This is a genomic window from Methylocystis sp. (assembly GCF_046349115.1).
Classification (GTDB): Bacteria; Pseudomonadota; Alphaproteobacteria; order Rhizobiales; family Beijerinckiaceae; genus Methylocystis.
This window is the reverse complement of the sequence record NZ_JAXMCX010000005.1, coordinates 122,094-141,297: the sequence shown is the minus strand read 5'-3', so window position 1 is coordinate 141,297 and position 19,204 is coordinate 122,094. Positions and strand designations below refer to the sequence as shown.

At 64.1% G+C, this 19,204-nt stretch carries 23 protein-coding genes and 2 tRNA genes; 11 read left to right on the top strand and 14 right to left on the bottom strand.

The genetic code is table 11. The features are described 5' to 3' along the window. Positions 1-673 precede the first annotated feature (673 nt). Positions 674-763: transfer RNA gene (locus tag U1E20_RS13890), tRNA-Ser, on the bottom strand. Between the two features lie 46 nt (positions 764-809). On the opposite strand from U1E20_RS13890, the gene U1E20_RS13885 reads away from it, so the two are divergent. Genes U1E20_RS13885 through U1E20_RS13870 form a run of 4 tightly spaced genes read left to right on the top strand, consistent with a single transcriptional unit; the run spans position 810 to position 3,273 of the window. Continuing rightward, positions 810-1,262, top strand: coding sequence for a gamma-glutamylcyclotransferase family protein (locus tag U1E20_RS13885; RefSeq protein ID WP_409981217.1), 453 nt, complete (start codon positions 810-812; stop codon positions 1,260-1,262). Next, positions 1,259-2,119 (top strand): pantoate--beta-alanine ligase, encoded by an 861-nt coding sequence (gene panC / locus U1E20_RS13880; protein ID WP_409981216.1) that lies wholly within the window; start codon positions 1,259-1,261, stop codon positions 2,117-2,119. The genes U1E20_RS13885 and panC overlap by 4 nt, the downstream gene beginning before the upstream one ends. After that, positions 2,116-2,415: an acylphosphatase gene (locus U1E20_RS13875; protein WP_409981215.1), complete on the top strand. Its 300-nt coding sequence runs from the start codon at positions 2,116-2,118 to the stop codon at positions 2,413-2,415. Before panC ends, U1E20_RS13875 begins: the two co-directional genes overlap by 4 nt. 15 nt (positions 2,416-2,430) lie before the next feature. Continuing rightward, a complete protein-coding gene (locus U1E20_RS13870; protein WP_409981214.1) occupies positions 2,431-3,273 on the top strand; it encodes a shikimate dehydrogenase in 843 nt (280 codons plus the stop codon). A 57-nt stretch (positions 3,274-3,330) separates the two neighbouring features. Here U1E20_RS13870 and U1E20_RS13865 read toward each other — a convergent pair whose 3' ends face one another. Both U1E20_RS13865 and U1E20_RS13860 read right to left on the bottom strand, forming a co-directional pair. Next, complete coding sequence (locus tag U1E20_RS13865) at positions 3,331-3,804, bottom strand: phasin family protein (RefSeq protein WP_409981213.1); 474 nt, start codon at positions 3,802-3,804, stop codon at positions 3,331-3,333. 14 nt (positions 3,805-3,818) lie between these two features. Next, positions 3,819-4,172 carry a phasin family protein gene (locus tag U1E20_RS13860; RefSeq protein ID WP_409981212.1) on the bottom strand — a complete coding sequence of 118 codons (354 nt, stop codon included), beginning with the start codon at positions 4,170-4,172 and terminating at the stop codon, positions 3,819-3,821. 429 nt (positions 4,173-4,601) lie between these two features. Between U1E20_RS13860 and U1E20_RS13855 the strand changes: the two genes are divergently transcribed. From U1E20_RS13855 to U1E20_RS13840, 4 genes are all read left to right on the top strand, one after another. Beyond that, positions 4,602-6,548, top strand: a complete 1,947-nt coding sequence (locus U1E20_RS13855) for a sensor histidine kinase (protein WP_409981211.1) — start codon at positions 4,602-4,604, stop codon at positions 6,546-6,548. A 437-nt stretch (positions 6,549-6,985) separates the two neighbouring features. Next, positions 6,986-7,762 (top strand): LamB/YcsF family protein, encoded by a 777-nt coding sequence (locus U1E20_RS13850; RefSeq protein WP_409981210.1) that lies wholly within the window; start codon positions 6,986-6,988, stop codon positions 7,760-7,762. A gap of 5 nt (positions 7,763-7,767) precedes the next feature. After that, on the top strand, positions 7,768-8,505 hold the full coding sequence (locus U1E20_RS13845; RefSeq protein ID WP_409981209.1) for a 5-oxoprolinase subunit B family protein: 738 nt from the start codon (positions 7,768-7,770) through the stop codon (positions 8,503-8,505). Beyond that, entirely contained in the window at positions 8,502-9,500 is a 999-nt protein-coding gene (locus tag U1E20_RS13840) for a biotin-dependent carboxyltransferase family protein (protein ID WP_409981208.1), read from the top strand. The genes U1E20_RS13845 and U1E20_RS13840 overlap by 4 nt, the downstream gene beginning before the upstream one ends. On the opposite strand, the gene U1E20_RS13835 is transcribed toward U1E20_RS13840, so the two are convergent. The 3 genes from U1E20_RS13835 to gloB form a co-directional block, all read right to left on the bottom strand. Beyond that, positions 9,501-10,304 (bottom strand): DUF5765 domain-containing protein, encoded by an 804-nt coding sequence (locus tag U1E20_RS13835; RefSeq protein WP_409981207.1) that lies wholly within the window; start codon positions 10,302-10,304, stop codon positions 9,501-9,503. Positions 10,305-10,418: 114 nt separating this feature from the next. Next, on the bottom strand, positions 10,419-10,877 hold the full coding sequence (locus U1E20_RS13830; RefSeq protein ID WP_409981206.1) for a cupin domain-containing protein: 459 nt from the start codon (positions 10,875-10,877) through the stop codon (positions 10,419-10,421). Next, positions 10,874-11,650: a hydroxyacylglutathione hydrolase gene (gene gloB / locus U1E20_RS13825; protein ID WP_409981205.1), complete on the bottom strand. Its 777-nt coding sequence runs from the start codon at positions 11,648-11,650 to the stop codon at positions 10,874-10,876. The genes U1E20_RS13830 and gloB overlap by 4 nt, the downstream gene beginning before the upstream one ends. 108 nt (positions 11,651-11,758) lie before the next feature. Between gloB and U1E20_RS13820 the strand changes: the two genes are divergently transcribed. Continuing rightward, on the top strand, positions 11,759-12,514 hold the full coding sequence (locus U1E20_RS13820) for a class I SAM-dependent methyltransferase (protein ID WP_409981204.1): 756 nt from the start codon (positions 11,759-11,761) through the stop codon (positions 12,512-12,514). A 65-nt stretch (positions 12,515-12,579) separates the two neighbouring features. On the opposite strand, the gene U1E20_RS13815 is transcribed toward U1E20_RS13820, so the two are convergent. After that, complete coding sequence (locus U1E20_RS13815; protein WP_409981203.1) at positions 12,580-13,263, bottom strand: alpha/beta hydrolase; 684 nt, start codon at positions 13,261-13,263, stop codon at positions 12,580-12,582. A gap of 573 nt (positions 13,264-13,836) precedes the next feature. Between U1E20_RS13815 and U1E20_RS13810 the strand changes: the two genes are divergently transcribed. Together U1E20_RS13810 and U1E20_RS13805 are read left to right on the top strand one after the other, a co-directional pair. Continuing rightward, positions 13,837-14,037 carry a DUF2905 domain-containing protein gene (locus U1E20_RS13810; RefSeq protein ID WP_409981202.1) on the top strand — a complete coding sequence of 67 codons (201 nt, stop codon included), beginning with the start codon at positions 13,837-13,839 and terminating at the stop codon, positions 14,035-14,037. A gap of 56 nt (positions 14,038-14,093) precedes the next feature. Continuing rightward, entirely contained in the window at positions 14,094-14,876 is a 783-nt protein-coding gene (locus tag U1E20_RS13805) for a hypothetical protein (RefSeq protein WP_409981201.1), read from the top strand. A gap of 56 nt (positions 14,877-14,932) precedes the next feature. Here U1E20_RS13805 and U1E20_RS13800 read toward each other — a convergent pair whose 3' ends face one another. The 7 genes from U1E20_RS13800 to U1E20_RS13770 all read right to left on the bottom strand — a co-directional run bounded on the left by U1E20_RS13800 (position 14,933) and on the right by U1E20_RS13770 (position 19,038). Beyond that, positions 14,933-15,292, bottom strand: coding sequence for a Rieske (2Fe-2S) protein (locus U1E20_RS13800; RefSeq protein ID WP_409981200.1), 360 nt, complete (start codon positions 15,290-15,292; stop codon positions 14,933-14,935). A 148-nt stretch (positions 15,293-15,440) separates the two neighbouring features. Beyond that, a complete protein-coding gene (locus U1E20_RS13795; RefSeq protein WP_409981199.1) occupies positions 15,441-15,767 on the bottom strand; it encodes a lysozyme inhibitor LprI family protein in 327 nt (108 codons plus the stop codon). Between the two features lie 117 nt (positions 15,768-15,884). Further along, entirely contained in the window at positions 15,885-16,385 is a 501-nt protein-coding gene (locus U1E20_RS13790) for a hypothetical protein (protein WP_409981198.1), read from the bottom strand. Positions 16,386-16,462: 77 nt separating this feature from the next. Beyond that, positions 16,463-16,551 (bottom strand) — tRNA-Leu (locus U1E20_RS13785). Between the two features lie 44 nt (positions 16,552-16,595). Continuing rightward, entirely contained in the window at positions 16,596-17,105 is a 510-nt protein-coding gene (gene gpt, locus U1E20_RS13780) for a xanthine phosphoribosyltransferase (RefSeq protein ID WP_409981197.1), read from the bottom strand. A 24-nt stretch (positions 17,106-17,129) separates the two neighbouring features. Beyond that, on the bottom strand, positions 17,130-17,891 hold the full coding sequence (locus tag U1E20_RS13775; RefSeq protein ID WP_409981196.1) for a competence/damage-inducible protein A: 762 nt from the start codon (positions 17,889-17,891) through the stop codon (positions 17,130-17,132). Between the two features lie 58 nt (positions 17,892-17,949). Further along, positions 17,950-19,038 (bottom strand): OpgC family protein, encoded by a 1,089-nt coding sequence (locus U1E20_RS13770; protein ID WP_409981195.1) that lies wholly within the window; start codon positions 19,036-19,038, stop codon positions 17,950-17,952. Between the last annotated feature and the right edge of the window lie 166 nt (positions 19,039-19,204).

Sequence of the window (19,204 nt, the reverse complement as noted above, 5' to 3'; positions counted from 1 at the left end):
ATTGCCCACGCGGCTGGCCGATCGGCTCGGCGAGCCCGAGGGGCTCGTCCCACGTGAGACGCCGCGTGAAACGTCCGCACATCGCGTTAGCATAGCATTAACTGTCGTGGCTGGTCGCGATTGTTCGGGTCGACCGGCCGGCGACGACCGGCGCTTATTCGCGCGGGAGGGGTGTCGTGGTCGCTGAAAGCGGTCGCGCAAAATGAATAAGATAGAGTTCCAACTTCAGTGGTCTACGCTGGGCCGGGCGGTAATGGCTGCGGGTTGAGCGCGTTGACCACTGCCTGCAATAATTGATGAGCTCGAGGCGGTAACGGCTGAGGATTTAGCGCTACTGCATCAATAACCGACCGCAGGAGTGATTGAGTGCGCTCGTCGCTGATGCGTCCTGTCAATTCACGGATTTCATTTAGAACGGCGACATCGGGGCTGCAATCGTTGGGGCTGGCCATCTGTGAACCCTCCACCGGCTGGAATAGTTGCCAGGTTCCGCCCTTCGAAAGCTGTCGTCAAGATCGAGAGTCGGAGACGTTCTATTTTCCGCGTGAGTTCGCCCGCTAGCGAAAGCGCCACTCAAAGAATCAAGCGCCGTCAAAAAGCAATACTGACTGCAATACCTCCGCTGGAATCAAAAAACGAAATTTTTTCATTACAATGTCTTATTTCGACTTCTTGGCGGAAGGGGTGGGATTCGAACCCACGGTGGAGTCGCCCCCACGCCGGTTTTCAAGACCGGTGCCTTAAACCGCTCGGCCACCCTTCCGCGCCGGACGTGATATAGCACGCGTCGCCTTCTTCGCGACCGGGATTTGCGGGTGCCGCTTTATTTCGCCTATGGCTCCAATATGGACGCCGCCGCCATGGCGGCGCGCTGTCCGCGCTCCCGGCTTATCGGGCGGGCGCGGCTCGCGGGCTATCGGACGATCGAGATGCTTTCCGGCTTTGTCAGCGTCGCGCCGGACCGCCGCATGTGCGTTCATGGCGTATTGTGGGACGTAGCGGTCGGCGACGTCGCGGCGCTCGATCGCTATGAAGACGTGGCCCGCGGACTCTACGCCAAGAAAAATCTTCCTATCCTGCGCGAGCCTGTCGGCGCGGTCAGAGCGCTGACCTATGTCGGCGCCAGGCCCGATTTTGGCGTCGCGCCCGCCGGCTATTTCGATGGGATCATCGCCGCGGCGCGCGCGCAATCGCTGCCCGGCGCCTATATCGGCTATCTCTCGACACTCGCCTCCACTCGTCAGGCAGGGCGCCGTCCATGACCGCAGCAGTCGCCGTCGTCGGCGCGATCGACGACCTTCGCCGCTATGTCCGCGCGCGCCGCGCCGCCGGCGAGCGCATCGGGCTCGTGCCGACGATGGGCGCGCTCCACGCCGGCCATCTGTCGCTTGTCGAAGCGGCGCGCCGCGTCGCCGATCGCGTCGTCGTGACGATATTCGTCAATCCGGCGCAGTTCGGCCCGAATGAGGATTTCGCGCGCTATCCGCGCACGCTCGCCGCCGATGTCGAGAAGCTTGCGAATGTCGCCGCCGATCTCGTCTTCGCGCCGCCGGTCGAGGCAATCTACCCGCCGGGCTTTTCGACCAAGGTCGTGATGGAAGGGCCGGCCCTTGCCGATCTCGAAGACCGATTCCGACCGACGCATTTTTCCGGCGTCGCGACGGTGGTAACGAAACTGCTGAATCAGGCGCAGGCCGACGTCGCCGTCTTCGGCGAGAAGGATTACCAGCAGCTTTTGGTGATCAAACGTCTCGCCCGCGATCTCGACATTGCGACCGAAATTCTCGGCGCGCGGACTCTGCGCGAAGCAGACGGCCTCGCCATGTCCTCGCGCAACATCTATCTTTCTCCAAAGGAACGCGAGCGCGCCAAAGAGCTTCACGGCGCATTGAGCGAAGCTGCGCGCCGCATTCTTACCGGAGAGGATATCGGCGCCGCGACGCAGGCCGCGCGCGCCAGACTTGCGGAAGTCGGCTTTGACGTCGACTATCTCGAAGCGCGCTGCGCCGAGACTCTGGCGCCGGTCTCCTCTGTTGATGAGGGAGCAATTCGGCTGCTCGCGGCGGCGAAGCTCGGCGCGACGCGGCTCATCGACAATATCGCGGTCGAATTTTCATGAGCGATATCGAATTCATCCGGCTCATCATCGAAGGCCGCGTGCAAGGCGTCGGCTATCGCGCCTTTCTGGTCCGTGAGGCGCTCGCGCTCGACCTCGCCGGCTGGACACGCAACCGGCGCGACGGCGCGGTCGAGGCGGTCGCCGCCGGGCCGCGTCCGGCGCTTGACGCGCTGATCGTCGCCGCGCGGCGCGGGCCGCGCCTTTCGCGAGTCGACGGGCTGCGCGAAGAGCCGGCGGACGAAGCCGCGCTTGTCGAATTTTGCGGGGCGGGTTTTTCCGTCGCGCCCGACGCCTGATGCGGAGACTAAGACATGACGAACAACCGCCGCTTTGTTCTCGCCGGAGTCATGGGCTGGCCGATCGCGCATTCGCGTTCGCCGAAAATCCATAATTACTGGTTCGCGCATTATGGCGTCGAAGGCTACTATGCGCCGCTGCCGATCGAGCCCGGCCAGCTTGAAGCGGCGCTGCGCGCCCTGCCCGCGCTCGGTTTCGCCGGCTGCAATCTCACCATCCCGCACAAGGAGACGGCGCTAAAATTTCTCGATCGCGTCGATCAGTCCGCGGCGCGAATCGGCGCCGTCAATTGCGTCGTCGTCGACAGGAACGGCGAACTCATCGGCCGGAACTATGACGGTTATGGCTTCGTCGCTTCACTGCGCAAGGCCGCGCCAAACTGGCTGGCCGAAAGCGCGCCCTGCGTCATCATCGGCGCCGGCGGCGGCGCGCGCGCGATTGTCGATGGATTGCTCGAAGCGGGCGCCAAGGAGATTCGTCTCTTCAATCGCACCTTGGCGCGGGCCGAAACGCTCGCCGCCGATTTCGGGCCGCGCGTGTCGGCCTTCGCCTGGGATGAGCGAGCAGCGGGACTCGCCGGAGCGGGACTAGTCGTCAATGCGACAAGCCAGGGAATGGTCGGCCAACCCCCGCTCGATCTATCGCTATCGGAATTGCCGAGATCGGCGCTTGTCGCCGATATCGTCTACGCGCCTCTGGAGACGCCTCTATTGACGGCCGCGCGTCAACATGGCGCAACGCCCGTCGATGGGCTCGGCATGCTGTTGCATCAGGCGCGCCCGGCGTTTCGCGACTGGACCGGGGTCATGCCCGACGTGACGCCAACGCTGCGCGCGGCAATCGTCGCGACGCTTTAGAGAAAAGAGCGCCGCAGTCTCGCCGCGACGCCGATCATCCCTTAATTCGGTTGACGCTTACGCCGCGCGCACGCCGAAGAGCGGCGTGATCGTGAGGCCGAACAGACGTTGCGCGAGCGTGAGCAGATCGTTCGAATGACGCAGCAGCGTGTCGAACCGTTCGTTCACGAAACGCGACTGAAGACTCGTCACCTCGTCGATCGATTTGGCGTTGGCCAGGCGCTCGGCGAAGTCGAGCACCGCAGTGGCGTTCTCGGCCCAAAGGTCGATGGACTTTTGCGACCACGCCGCCGGATCGAACGCCTCGGGTTCCGCCGACTTTATCTCGACGGCGATCGCAAGGGCGGTGGACGGCGCCTTCTCCGCCGGCGGCTTCAGCGCTTCAACGACGACCGGCGCCGACTCGGCGATAACAGTTTCGGTGCCGGTCGGCGCCACTTCCGCCTCGGCATCGATTTCCGTGACGCTAGGGGCCGAACGTTTCGCTTCGGCAGGTTTGGGCTTAGGGGGATTGTTCTGCGGATTGGCCATTCAACTGCTCCCCTTTAGGATTTCGTCGAGCGCTGAAAAGTCGCGCCAAGCTCCTGAGTCTGTTCCTGGATCGTCTTGAGCTGCGCCTGCACGAACTCCGACTGAAGCTTGAAGACTTCCTGCGGATCCTTGGCATGGACGAGTTTTTGGGCGAGATCGAAAGCGGCGTTGACGTTCGCTTCGGCGAAGGACAAAGCTTTGGCGCTCACGTCCTTGGCGGCCGGCAGGCCGAACGGCATGTCCGCCGAAGTGTCGATCGCCTTCTGCGCGGCGCCGGCGAAACCTTCAAAGGCCTTGCGCGCCTGCTCGACGCTCTTCTCCGCGAAATCGCGAACTTCGTTGGGAATTTGGTAGATCGATTCGACCATGGCGCACCTCCGTGCCGTGCAAATGAAACAATGCCGCACCAAATCAGCTTATACCCGCGTGGCGCTCGGCCCCCCCGCGCGGCATCCGTTGAGCCCCATCATCCTGCACTATTTTATGCTGCAATGCAACAATTTTGTGCGGCGCAATAGCCAGGCTTCGGGCCCTACCGTTAATAGAAATGCATCGAAGACCGATGGCGATCATGGACCTCGCGCGCGGCCGCCATTAGTTTGATTGCGTTGCGTGAGGGCGCTCGCGAAACGGCGGAACCCGGCCTTCCGCGTAAATCGCGCTCTAACCATATGGTCTAAATTATGTTTCCGCATTTGGGCAATTTTGCTCAAACGCAGCGTGGTCTGACGTCATGCCGGGAGACGTCCAAAAAGGCGCGCGGCGAGCGAGACCGTCGGTCGACGGCGATAGGGCAAATGGTCGGTTCGCAAGAGGAGCTCGAACTTGGCGCGCGGGCGGCCGCCTGCGTCGCGGACGATGCTGTTTTTTCCGCTCTGGACGCCGCCGGGACGCCGATCATCGTCGCCAGCGGCGACCCTCTGCATATTGATTTTATGAATGATTCAGCTCGCGCCGCATTTGGCGACGATGCGCATGCGCTCGGCGAACGCCTGTTTCGCGGCGACGAGCCGGGCGCGCGGCGACTGGCCGAATGCGCCAGCGAACTGCTTGGCGAACTGCGTGGCGACGATTTGCGCGTCGAGCGCCTGCGCTTTCGCTTCGCCGGCGCGGCGCGGACAATCGCCTTTCTTTGCCGCAGCCTCGAATCGATCGGCGGCGGCTTCTTTGTCGTCGCGGCGCTGGGACTTGGCGCGAAATCTCCCGCGGACGCCGCGCCGGCTGTCGCGGACGGCGATGAAGCGGCGACTCTTCGTCGCAGCTCGGCGGGGCGTCGGGGCGCGGGCGACGCCACGCCGCCGCTGGAAACGGACTCCGGTTCGAGTTTCGAAAAGCGTTTCGCTGGCCCGTCGGCCGACAGCATCGTAACGCTGCGCCCGCCTGCCAGCGCGCGCGGCGGTCGGGAGGCGCTGGAGACGCTCAGTTCGAGCGAACGTATCGCTTTCGATGAAATCGCGCGAGCGCTCAAGGAGGGCGCCGTCGCAGCGGCGGATGCGACCCCGGCCCACCAATCGGCGCTCGAGGCGCCGAAGGCGCAACAGCCGACCGCGCTCCAGCGAGATCGCGAATTTTCCCTGCCCGGGCCGGAGCAAAGCGCTCTGGCGCTCGCGAGGGCGCTCGAAGAAAAGCTCGCGCGAGCGAAATCGGAAAGCGCGCTGCTTGGCGCGGTTTTCGAACGGGCGCAGACGCCGCTCGCGATCCTAACCACGGACGGGATGATCCTGAGAGCCAATGCGCGCTTCGCCGCCTGCCTCGGAGCCGATCCACGGGAAGCACAAAACCGCAGCCTGGCTTCTCTTCTCGGTCCCGCCGATGCGCAAAATGTGGCTCAACGCCTATCGCGCGCGCTGTCTGACGAGCGCGCGCGACTGTCTTTGTCTCGGCCCCCGCCCGGCGGCGGCGGTGCGCCCTTTGATCTCGCGCTGCGACTTCTTCCGGTGGAGGAAAAGCCGGTCATTCTCGTTTCCCTCGAAGCGAATGACGGCGCCGATGCGAGCGACGGCGCGGTTGAAGCGGCGCGGCTTGCCGCCGAAAGCGCCAATGCGGCGAAGTCAGATTTTCTCGCCCGCGTGTCGCATGAGATTCGCACCCCGCTCAACGCCATCATCGGCTTCGCCGAGGTGATGATGGAAGAGCGTCTGGGCCCGATCGGCTCGCCCCGTTACAGGGAATATTTGAAGGACATTCACGTCTCTGGCGCCCATGTCCTGTCGCTCGTCAACGATCTTCTCGATCTTTCCAAGATCGAAGCGGGCAAGATGGAGCTTTCCTTCACGCCGGTGGACGCCAATGCGGTCATCGCGGAATGCGCGTCAATGATGCAGCCACAAGCCAATCAGGCGCGCGTCGTCCTGCGGCTCGCGCTCGCGCCGGGCCTGCCGCCGCTAAGCGCCGATCCGCGCTCGTTGAAGCAGATACTTCTCAATCTTCTATCGAATGCCGTGAAGTTCAACGAGCCGGGCGGACAGGTGATCGTATCGAGCGCGCTGAATGACGCCGGCTTTGTCGTGATCCGCGTCAAGGACACCGGAATCGGCATGTCGGAGGAGGAGATCGCCACCGCGCTCGAACCGTTTCGGCAAGTGGACACGGCCCGCAAGAAGAGCGGCACAGGGCTTGGACTGCCGCTGACCAAGGCGCTGATCGAGGCGAATCACGCCTCCTTCAGGGTCAAGAGCGGTCGTAACGAAGGCACGCTGATAGAGATCGCGTTCGCGCCGCCGCAGGAGATCGCAGCGGAATAGGCTCAGGCGATGAAAAAGAAGGTTGCCCCGCCGGGCGACCAGAGCTGAAGCTGATCAGCTTAGTCCGCTGGCGCAATAGCGCCCGCGCTTACGCGGGACCGCTCCCCGCCAACGGACCGTATAGGACGTGAAACGTCGCGATTTCTTATGCTTACTTCATCCGCATGGCGACGAGCGCGCCGCCGACGACGATTGCGATCATGAGTCCCGGGATCAAATACTGCATTTCTTCCTCCCACATTGCGCCAGCCAGTGGCTCTTTTTTCCGGCTTCGCCGCGATACAGCTTCACCAAAGGGGACAGTCTTTGTCAAGCGCCGCCATGTCCTATTTATGCGGCTTTGCGCCCTTTCCCGCCGCGCCGGCGCCGCCAAATGCTGCAGATTGCCGGCGCAGCGTGGTTGCGCCAATCTCGCAGTTCGCGCGATTGCTTTCCCCATGACCTCTATGTCCCGCAGCATCGATCTTAACGCCGACCTTGGCGAGGGCTTCGGCCAATGGCGCATGGGCGACGACGAGGCGATGCTAGACATCGTCACCAGCGCCAATGTGGCCTGCGGCTTCCATGCCGGCGATCCCGACATCATGGCGGCGACCTTTGCGCGCGCCAAGGAAAAGGGGGTCGCCGTGGGCGCGCATGTCGCCTTTCCGGACCTCGCGGGGTTTGGCCGGCGCGCTTTGCCGATGAACGCGCGAGAGATCGAACGCGCCGTCGCCTATCAGCTCGGCGCCGCGCAGGCGCTCGCGGGATTGAGCGGACATCAAATTACGCATGTGAAGGCCCATGGCGCGCTCGCCAATATCGCCGAGCGCGACGCCGACGTCGCGGATGCGATCGCGCGAGCGGTGCGCGGCGTCGACCCCTCGCTCGCGCTGCTCGCGATCGCTCTCTCGGAACAGACCCGCGCCGGCGCGCGCGCGGGTCTGCGCGTCGTCAATGAAATCTTCGCCGACCGCGCCTATCTCGACGATGGGCGCCTTCAGCCAAGATCGCAGGAAGGCGCGGTCATCGAGGATATTGAACGCGCCTGCGCCCGCATGCGCGACATGCTCGCCAATGGCGGCTTGAGAACCGTCGGCGGCAAGCTCTTGCCGACGCCGATCGATTCGATCTGCGTTCACGGCGACGCGCCGCTTGCCGTCGAAATGGCGCGGCGCTTGCGCGGATCGCTGGAACGCGACGGCTGGACGCTGCTCGCCTTCGCGGGAGCCTGACCGTCATGGAAAAGCACACGCCGCGCTTTTTGGATTGCGGCGAGGCGGCGCTTTCGGTCGAATTTGGCGATCGCGTCGACCCCGCGATCAATGCGCGCGTGCTAGCGCTTGACGAATCTCTGCGCGCCGCGCCGCCGCGAGGTTTGCGCGAAACGACGCCAACCTATCGGGCGCTGCTGCTTCGCTATGAACCGCTCGACATTTCGCGCGACGCGCTGATCGCGGCGATCGAGTCTGTGCTCGCTTTAACCGACGTTGAGGCGAAACTGTCGCATCCCGCCGTGCGCTGGACGTTTCCGTGCTGCTACGACCCTGCGTTCGCGGAGGATATTGAGGAGGCGGCGGCGTTGCTCGGCTGCGCCGCGCCGTCGCTGGCGCGGCTGCACGCCGGCGCCGAATACCGCGCCTATATGTATGGGTTCGCGCCGGGCTGGTGCTATCTCGGCGGACTGCCGCAGGAACTCGCGATACCCCGGCGCGCCAGCCCGCGCGGCCCGACGCCGCAAGGCGGCGTTCTCATCGGCGGCGCGCTGGCGCTCATCGCCGCCAACCCCATGCCGACCGGCTGGTATGTCATTGGGCGAACGCCCGAGCGCATGTTCGCGCGGCGGCGCGATCCGCCTTTTCTCGCCGCGCCGGGCGACGCGGTGAGCTTCGCGCCGATCGACGCCGAGACATTCCTTGCGCTCGATGCGCGCGCCGACGCGGGCGAGATCGTGGCGTGTCGGGAAGCGCTGCAATGAGCGCGCGGCTTCTCGTCGACGCCGCCGGTCCCGGCGTCACTATTCAGGACGAGGGCCGTTTCGGACTGTCGCGTTATGGCGTCACGCCGGCCGGACCGATGGATCTTGGCGCCTATCTCGTGGCGACGCAGGCCGCCGGCGCAGACAGCGCCATCGAAGTCTCGCTCGGCGGCGCGGCGTTGCGGGCGGAAGGCGCGACGCTATGTGTGGCGATCGCGGGGGGCGATTTCGACATCCGGCTGGACGGAACTCGGCTGCCTTCGGCCTGCCTGTTGCCGCTCGCCCCCGGGTCGCGGCTAACGCTGCGCGCTGGCCCCTCGGGCGCCTGGTGCTATGTCGCCGTCGGCGGAATGCTCGGCCTCGCCCCGACGCTCGGCTCGCTGGCGACACACGCCCGCTCGGATCTGGGGCCAAAACCGCTCGCCGCCGGCGATGCGCTGCCAATCACAGACGCGGCGGCGGCGCCTCCAGGGCCGCAAGTCCTGATCGCGCCTTGGCTCGCGCGGGATAACGCGCTGATCCGCGTACTGCTTGGCCCTCAGACCGATTATTTCGCTCAGGCGGAGATCGAGCGCTTCTTGAGCGCGCGATGGCGCATCGGCGCGCTTAGCGACCGCATGGCCTATCGGCTAGAGGGACCGGCGATCCGCCATGCGCGCGGCCATGACATTGTCTCCGACGGCGTCGCCATGGGCGCGATCCAGATACCGGGCGACGGAGCGCCGCTGGCGCTGATGGCGGACCGCCAACCGACCGGCGGCTATCCGAAAATCGCGACGGTCGTCGGCGCCGACCTCGGCGGGCTCGCGCAACTGCGTCCTGGCGAACATCTATTCTTTCGCGCCGTGAGCTGGGACGAGGCGGTCGCCGCTCGCCGAGCCCATTTCGCGGCGATCGAGGCCGGCGTCGGACGCGAGCCGCTCCACGCCGAACCAACCACCGAGTCGCTACTCGCCGAAAATCTCGTCGGCGGCGTCGTCAGCGCCAAAGATTGACTATTCCGCTGGCTCTTTGATTTCGGCGATGAGAGCAGGCTCGGGGGAACGTATGGGCGCGACGGCGACCTTCGCCGACGCTTTCCGCCTCTTCCACCACTTATAAAGCATCATCCACCACGGATCGCCGACATGCAGGTGATAGCGCAGCGGCGTCTTGATGATGGCGAGCACGAGGCCGATCGAGAACAGGCACCAGACCGCCGGCCATTCGTTGATGTTGCCGGTGGTCAGACTCGCCAGGAACGGACCGGCGACCCAGGAGAACAGGATGAAGCGCCAGCTGCCGTAAAGCGATGGGATGTAGAAGGCCATCAACGGATATTCGATGTAACCGCGTCCGAGATAGGCGTTGTCCGCCATGAAGTTGCCCATGCCGTTGGTCGGCAGCAGCCAGGCGATGTGCCATTCGCCGCGCACCGTGCAGAGCACGTCGCCGCAGAGCGGCCGTCCCAGGGCGCAGTGACCGGCCCAGGCGAAGGGATAGAGCTGCAGCAGCATGGCGATGGCCGCAATGAAACAGCCGAAATAGGCCCAGGGCGCAATGATCCTGGCGCTGTCCTTGGGCATGAAATAAAGAGCGACGGCGTTGATGAAGAAAGGCTGGAAAGTTATGTGGAGATAACCAAACATGGTCATCAATTGGTTTAGCGGCGAGTCGCATTGGTTCAAGACTGAATAGGCGACCGCCTGCAGCGACTCCATGCTGGCGAAATAAAGAAGGCAGACCCAGAGGGCGAGCGGTTCGGGATCTTTTTTCAGCGCCGAATAGGCCGCGCCGGCGATCCCGGTCGCCGCCAACACTGTTGACGCCTCTCCACTCCAGCACATTCGGGCATTTCCTCTTTTTCTATCTGCGACCCGATACACTATCCGCCGGGCCGGTCAAAGCCCCCGACGCGATGAAAGCCTTTAGGTTCAGTTTGGACAGTCGGGCGAGAAATCCGCCGGCGCGAGTTCAAAGCCGGCGAATTCGAAGCCCGGCGCCACCGTGCAGCCGACGAGCGTCCATTCATTCGGGCTTAAGGCGAGGCATCGCGCCGACTGCCAAACGCCTGCTGGCGCCACGGCTTGCGGCCGGTCGCCAGCGGCGAGGTCGGCGCCGAGCCGCAGGATTTCGGTCGGCGCGCCCTGTCTTGCAATCTTAAGCTCCAGCGCCGCCCCAGCGTAATAGTGCCAGGCTTCGGCGGCGTCGACGCGGTGCCAGCGAGAAACGCCGCCGCCGGGAAGGAGATAATAAATCGCCGTCGACGCGGCCCGCCCGCCGTCGCCGACGGACAGGGAATCACGAAAAGTCTGGCGATAGAAGCCGCCCTCGGGATGGGGCGCGAGATCGAGCAGCCGGACGACCTCCTCGGTTGAAAGCGCTTGCGTCATGCCGCGAAGCTGTTCTTGCGCTCGCGCATCGCCGCGAACACATGGGAAGCGTCCGCGCCCTGCATGCCCATCGCCGCCGCGATGCTCGAATCTTCGGCCCGCAGGAACGGATTGGTGGCGTTCTCGAGCGCGATCGTCGTCGGCAGGGTGAATTTTCCTTGCCTGCGCAGATCGGCGACGGTCTGCGCCCGCTCGCGCAACAGCGTGTTCTCCGGATCGACGGTGAGCGCGAATCTGGCGTTCGACTGCGTATATTCGTGGCCGCAATAGATCAGCGTTTCCCCCGGCAGATCGGCCAGCGTTTCGAGCGTGAGGCGCATCATTTCCATGGTGCCCTCGAAAACCCTGCCGCAGCCGAGCGAGAACAACGTGTCGCCGACAAACAGAATTTCATCGTCTTCGAAGTAATAGGCGATATGTCCGAGCGTATGGCCGGGCGTTTCGATGACGCGCGCCCGCGCTTCGCCGACCTCGACAATGTCGCCTTCCGAAACCGCGCGGTCGAGCGGCGGCAGGCGATGCGCGTCCTTGGCGGCGCCGATGACCTTCATGTGCGGAAAGCGCGCCTTGAGCGTCTGGGTTCCCTGCACATGATCGGCGTGATGATGGGTGAGCAGCAGATGCGTCAGCGGCCAGCCGCGCCGCTCGGCCTCATTGGCGATCGCTTCGCCGTCGGGCGCGTCGACGCTCGCGGTCGCGCCGAGCTCGGGCTCATGCACGAGCAGCCCGAAATTGTCGTTAAGGCATATAAACTGCGCGATTTCCAAGGCCATGGCGCGGCGTCTCCTTCGGCGTTCGTCCATCATAACGCGCCGGGCAAAAAAATCCGACAGCCGCGCCGGAACGGCCGTCGCGCCTTGCGCCATTGGTCGATTGCGCCGATGATCGGCGTCATGCTGGACGTCGTCGATTTGCGCGCCTTTTATGACACGGCGCTGGGAGAGGTGGCGCGCCGCCTGGTCTCGCGGCTGGTGCGCGCGCGCTGGCAGGACCATGCCGGTCTGCGCGTGCTCGGCATCGGCTACGCCACGCCCTATCTCGACGGGTTTCGCGAGAAGGCGCAGCGCGTGCTCGCTTTCATGCCGGCGACTCAGGGCGTCGTTCACTGGCCGCTCGACGGTCGTTCCGCCACCGCTTTGGTCGAGCCGTCGATGACGCCGCTGCCCGATGCGAGCATTGATCGCATCCTGATCGTGCATGCGCTCGAGACCGACGAGCATCCGCATGATCTCCTCGAAGAAGTCTGGCGAATTCTCGCGGCCGGCGGCCGGGTGCTGATCGTCGCGCCAAGCCGCACCGGACTTTGGGCGCGCGTCGACACGACGCCATTCGGACAGGGCCACCCATATTCGCGCGGCCAGTTGCAGCAACTGCTGCAGGAGGCGCAATTCCTGCCGCTTTATTGGGACGAAGCGCTCTACGTGCCGCCGTTCCAGCGCGCGTCGCTGCTACGCTCGGCGCCGGCCTTTGAGCGCATCGCCGGCCGCTTCTCGCTGCCGGGCGGCGGCGTGCATATCGTCGAGGCGACGAAGCAGCTCTATCGCCCGATCACGCGCCGCGCCGCGCGCCGCCTGCCGATCGAACTCGAACCGGCGATGGAGCCCGCCGGCGCCGAGGCGGGACTGGAAGGCGTTTGAGCGCCGATTCTTTATCCGCCGTCAGGGCCGCGCCCCGATAGGCCGTCAGACCCAGCGGACGCCAATCAACGCCGGCGATATTCCACCGTGACGCCAAACGACTGCGCCAGGAACAACGCGCCGTGGATCAGTCCGGTTTCGTCGATGCCATGGCCGAGCCGCGCCGAAAGATGCCACTGCGTCGGCACGCCGGAGTCCGCGAGCGTATTGGCGGACATCAGCAGCGCCTCGACGGGGATCATTTCGTCTTCTTCGCCATGCGCGAGGAGGACCGCGGGCGGTTTTTCATAAGCTGTCGGCTCTTCGCCATCCAGCGCCGGCCCGAGCACATAGACTCCCGAATAGCCAAGAATCGCGCACGGCGCCCGTTTGCGGCGCAGGCCCGTATGCAACGCCATCATCGTGCCCTGGCTGAACCCGACGAGCGCCAGCGCGCGATCGTCAAATCCGCGCTTGGCGAGTTCGGCGTCGAGAAAGGCGTCGAGCGTCGGACGCGCCGCGACGCAGCCCCTCCAGCGCTCCTCAGGGTCGCGCATGGTGAGCGGAAACCACTGCCGGCCGGTCGGCGACGCGGCGCATCGCTCCGGCGCATGCGGCGCGACGAAGTCGGCGTCGGGGAGGAAGCCGCGCCATTGGCGGCCGATCTCGATGAGATCGGCCCCGTCGGCGCCGTAGCCGTGAAGAAAAACGACAAGCTGCTTGGGCTTGCCGGAACGCGCCTGCACTCTCGGACCGTCAATCGCCGCCATGAAACCGCGCCCTTCCGTCGCCCCTTTGCGTGGGAAGGTTTATGCGCGAACGGCGGCGCCGGCGCAACGGCGCGCGAATTTAGAGCGTCTTGACGACGAAAGAGACGATTTTGAACGCGTAAATGCAAGCGGCGGCAAGCGTGCCGTGCTTGACCATGGTCATGGCGAGATAGATGTGATCAGGCCTCATCAAAAAACCTCTTCGTCGCACGCAACCGCTGCGCGCCGGCGTTCGCATCAGGAGCGACATTCAAATGAGACGGTTGCTTGCGAAGCGTCGCGCCGCCTGCGTCTCCAACAGGCTCCCGCAAGAGGCGCGCCATGCGCCGCTGGTTCGATTGCGTCGGTTCGCCGCAGGCGGAACCCAACAGATTGGGTCGAACCATTCGCCGGCAGCTAGCGTTCGACAGGCTGGCCGGTCAAGCGGATCGGGCAAAGAATGACGGCTTCGCGACAATATGTCACCAGAAGCCGTCATCTTCGCCGGCCGACGGCGCGGCCGGCAATATTGCCAAAAAGGCGTGAGGCGCCAATGTCTAAGACGCCGGCGCCGAAGCCGAAAAGAAGAACGCTATGGCCAGGTTTCTCATCGTCGCGGGGCTCGTCCTGATCGGCCTTGGCGTTTTGTGGATGATCGGCGAGCGATTCGGCCTTGGACGTTTGCCAGGCGACATTGTCGTCGAACGCGACAATTTTCATTTCTATTTTCCGCTCGCGTCGTCGCTCGTTTTGAGTCTCGTCATCAGCCTGCTGATATGGCTGTTCAACCGCTAGCGGCTTTGACAATTCGACGCAGTCGCCTCCTAATGCCGCCAAAAAAGGAGGCGCCCTTGCCCGAATTATTCAAGCATATGTCCGTCACGCAAATGGCCGCGCTGTTTTGCCTGAGCGCCCTGGCGCTTACTTGGTTGGGGGTTTTCCTTTTTCGCAGGCTCATCCACTCATGGATACATGGGCGTCGCAACGCCAATGAAATGATTGGACTGACGCTGGCGGCGTTCGCCGCGCTCTATGGCATTCTGCTGGGCTTGCTGGCGGTCGAGGCCTATCAGGATTTCTCCGCCGTCAAGGACATTGTTTCCAAGGAGGCGTCGGCGATCGCAGCGCTGCATAAGGATTTCGGCGGCCTTCCGCCGCCGATCCGGGACGAGCTGCAGGAAAAGCTGCGCGCCTATGCGCATGAGGCGATCGACGCCGTGCATCCGCCGCCCGACGTTGCGCAGAATCCTCATTCGTCGTCGCCGGGATTGGACGCGCTCTTCGCGCTGATCATGGATTTTCAGCCGACGCTCAAGAGCCAAGAGATGATTCAGACGGAGACCTTCACCCGATTGAACATGCTCGTCGAATATCGCCGCTATCTCATCGCCGCCGGCGAGGACGGCATTCCGACCGAGCTATGGTGGGTGGTGTGTCTTGGCGGCTTCATTTTGATTGGGCTGATGTGGCTGTTCGACATGGAGCTGCATGTCCATTTGATTCTCAGCAGCGCGATGGGGCTGTTCATGGGCTCGGTGGTGTTTCTCATCGCCGCGCTCGACAATCCATTCAACGGCGGTCTGACGGTCGGTTCCGAGCCGATCGAAACGGTGCTGGCGAGCATGGTCCGCTGACGCGCGCCGGCGCCATTGCCGCGTCGCGCGTCGGTGCGGGCGGCGAACCTTTGGGCTTAACCCGGATTGCTCGGCGCGCTAGCGCCGGCGCGCGCCGGTTTGATCGGTCCGACATCGACCTGGATCTCGTCGCCCTCGACGCGAATCTCATAAGGGTGGAGCGCGTTGCGGACGAGATGCGTCACGCATTTGCCGCTCGCGCTGTCGAACCCCCATTGATGATGCGGACAGGTCACCGTCTGCCCATTGAAGGTCGCCTCGCTCAGCGGCATGTCGGCATGCGGACAGCGCCCGCGATAGGCCTTGAGCTCGCCGCCCGTCGGCCAGACGAGCAGCACGCTCTTTTTGCCGGCGTGAAAGAGGCCCATGCCCCCTTCGCTAACGGCGCCAGTAGTACAAATTGTCGTGAACGCCATCACGGTCGCCTTCGGAAAATCAGCTTTCGACTGCCGCGAGCAAATTACGGACCATCGACCGCCGGCGACAGCGCCCGGCGCAGAAGCCAAGATGACGACTGCCCCGTTTCTCTATAACCCGGTTCGGAGCCACTCGGCGACGCGAGCGCTACTTCGAGGGAAATGGACACGATAATTCACCCTCCTTACATTTGAGATAGCGCTTGAAATCATTGACGCGGCTCGTGGTGAGGTCGATCAGGCAAGAAGTGGTGATCGCCGTATTAAAACTTCCATCCGTCTTCGATCCGACAAGCGCACATTCGGCCTCGCGAAATGCGATCCATGCCAGCTGCGCCGCCACGAGAGCCTTCTGCGTGTCCGCCCAATCTGCGCCGCCTTTTTTCAAGCGCTCGATGAGCTGCTGATAAAGAACGTTGAGCTGGTCGTCCGCCCGCCGATAGGGCTTGGCCAAGCATTCGTTCATGCTGACCATATCGGGCGCGTTCCCGCAGTTTTCAGCGCGCGCGTTTGGCGCAAGCGTGATCGCTGTAAGTCCGAGCAGAATTGGCCACGCGCGCATCGGCCTCTCCTATGGCCTAGTTAAACGGCGTCATTTAACAAACGCCGTGAGCTTGAGAGTCCAGACCCAACGACGCCGAGGAACCTTGCAATCAACGATCGGAACATTGGCGCATGCCCTATGCGGGGGCTCTGTAGAAAGCGCATAGACGACGCGTTGTGACGCTTTGGCGAATCCTTTTTGCGTGCTCGCGGGACCGTCAGCGTCAAAATCGATGACGGCGGTCCAGGCCGCGCGCAAGAGCGACGCCTCGAGTTTCTTTCGAGCATTGTCGAACTCCATGGTTAAGCCGGTCGCGCTGCCCGACATAAGGCAGGCGGTTCCATGGAGGTCCGGCAGGTCCGGAGTTCCCACCGTCGTCTTCAGCGCAATGCCGACGACATCGCCGATCGTCCGCGCAATCGCGCTGCATTCGTCCGAGGGCAGAGGCGTGACGTTTTGCGCCGCCGCGTTCGCGATGCTTCCGTTTGCAAGAGCCCCACTCAAAATCGAGAGGGCGGCCGCCAGGAGCAATGAATCGCCTTTAAGCATCAATCCGCTCCTTGCCCTCGACAATCCGCCGCCGCGGCGCGCGGCGCTCATCGGATCCCGGACATGCGCGGCGTCAATGGTGCGGGCGGCCGGAATCGAACCGGCACAGGCCTTGCGGCCCTACGGATTTTAAGTCCGTTGCGTCTACCAGTTTCGCCACGCCCGCAAACGGTTCGTTATAGGCGGCGCCGCGATCGGACGCCAAGCGGTTTATCTGCGGCGCCTTGGCTTGGCGTCCGGCTTGCCGATCGGCGCCTGAAACGACAGCCCGGTGTCCCAGGGAAAGAAAATCCAGGTGTCCTGCGAGACTTCGGTAACGAATGTGTCGACCATCGGCAGGCCCTGCGGCTTGGCGTAGACCGTGGCGAAATGCGCGTCGGCGAGCATGTCGCGCACCGTCTTCGCGGTCGCGCCAGTGTCGACGAGATCATCGATAATCAGCACTTCGGCGCTCGGCCGCGCGAGAATCGTCTCGGTCAGCGGTTTGAGCACGTGCACTTCGCCGCGCTCCATCTCCTCATGATAGCTCGCGACGCAGACCGTTTCGATGACCGTGATGCCGAGTTCGCGGGCGACGATCGCGGCGGGCACGAGACCGCCGCGAGTCACCGCGACGATCGCCGAAAATCCGCCGATCGAAGCGAGACGCCAGGCGAGCGCGCGCGCGTCGCGATGAAAAATGTCCCAGGAGACCGGAAAGATTTTGTCGGACCCGTGCATCTGCTTCCTGCCTCCGCCGTCAACTCAACGCGCCAGTTCCTTGGACAGCGATTCGATCATCGCCCGCGCCGCCGCCGTCGCCCGCGACAGAAGCGCGGCGTCGCGGCTGCGCAGCACGATTTGATTTTTAATTCCGGCGCTGGTGAAAGCGGGATAGGAGCCGACGCTTACGCCCTCATGGGCGCGCGCGATCGCTTCCAACCCTTCGGCATAAGCGCCTTCGGAAACGCCGTCGGCCTCGATCGTTTCGACGCGCACCGGCGGCCCGGCCGCGAGCCGCGGGCCCACAACGTCCATCATGTTCTGCATGATCATCGGCACGCCGGCCATGACGATGACATTGCCGATCCAAAATCCCGGCGCCTTGGAGATGGCGTTGAAAATCAGCTCCGCGCCTTTTGGAATGCGCGCCATCCGCCGGCGCGCGGCGTTCAGCTCGGTTTGCGAAAAGCGCTCGCTGAGCAGCGCGATGGCGCGCGGGTCCTCGACGATGTCGACGCCGAAGGCGCGCGCGACCGCGTCGGCGGTGATGTCGTCATGGGTCGGACCGATGCCGCCGGTGGTGAAGACATAGGTGTAGCGGGCGCGCAGCGCGTTCAGCGCCTCGCCGATCGCCTCAATGTCGTCGGGCACGATTCGCGACTCCAGCAGATCAACGCCGATCTGCGCGAGATAATTCGCGATATAACGGATGTTCACGTCCTGCGTGCGTCCGGACAGGATTTCGTCGCCGATCACCAGAATCGCCGCGCTTGCCGGTCTCTCGCCCGCATTTCCTTGCGCCATTGCCGGCCTCCCTGCCGCCGATTATGACCATGGCGGCCGCGAACGCCAGCCCTGGCGCTCATTCCGCCGCGGCGGCCGGGACGAGGGAGAATTGCTCGATGGCGCGGGCCAAGCGGTGCAGCAAGCCGAGGCACGCGGCGACGAAGACGACATCGAGCGCCGGCGAAGCGAGACTGGCTTCCTGCAGAATCTGTCCGATCGCGCTTAACAGGCTGACGCCCGCGAAGGTTGAAAGCCCGTTGCGCCCGAGCAGCGTAAAGAACGGAAACAGCCGCGTCGGGCTTAGAAAAGCGGTGACTTTCGAGAAGTGCAGCACATAGGCGAGCGCGACGAAATCGACGATGCGGACGACGCCTAGATCCGTCTTGTCCCAATCGAGATAGCGGCCTGCTTCGTCGACGAGCCCCGGCGCCAGGCCAAAAACATTGGAGACGACCAGCGTCGAAACGAGGGTTAAGGCGAGCGCCAGCCGATAGGCGACGGCATGATAGGGCACGCCCCGCGTCTTAATCGCGCCGCCGCAGTAGATTCCCAGCGCGAACATGAACTGCCAAGCGAAGGGATTGAAATACCAATAGCCGGGCTCTGGCCAAGTGGGGACGTTGAACCCCAGCAGGCGCGCGCCCGCGTAAATCGACGCCGAAACGGCAAGCATCAGCGGGCCGCCGCGCAAGGCGCAGGCAAGGAGCGCCGGGGCAAGCGCGATCAACACGATATAGAGCGGCAAAATGTTGAAATAGGCGACTTGGTGACTTAGCGCCAGAATCGCGACGACGCCCTTTGCCGGATCGGCGAAAGGCGCGGCGCGACTGCTCTCGGCGCCGAGAAAATCCCAATGAGTGACATGGGTCGCGAGGCCGTAGAGCGTCAACGCCGCCGCCGTCAGAGCAAGATGGACGCCGTAAAGACGCAGAGCGCGCCTGCCGAGCGCCGCCGTCGCATCGACGACGCTGCGCCTGAATTTGTCGCCATAAGCCAGGGCGATCGAAACGCCCGAGAGAAAAACGAAGGCTTCGGCGGCGTCGGAAAAGCCGAAATTGCGCGGCGTGATCGCGCCGAGCACATTGCCAGGAATGTGGTTCACGAGGATCACGGCGAGGGCGGCCCCGCGCCAGAAATCTATTGCCTCGACCCTTTTTCCGTGCACGCGCGTTTCATGCCCTCTGGCGCCAGCGCTGAGCCGGTCGCCTGCGCCACAAAAGCAAGCCGCATGCCTCCCTTGATACCCAATCGCGGCCGGCCCGCCAAGATCGCGCTCCCGCGTTCCCTGGGGATTCGCGGCGGCGGGGCGCCGCAGCCTTGCGTCGCCGCCT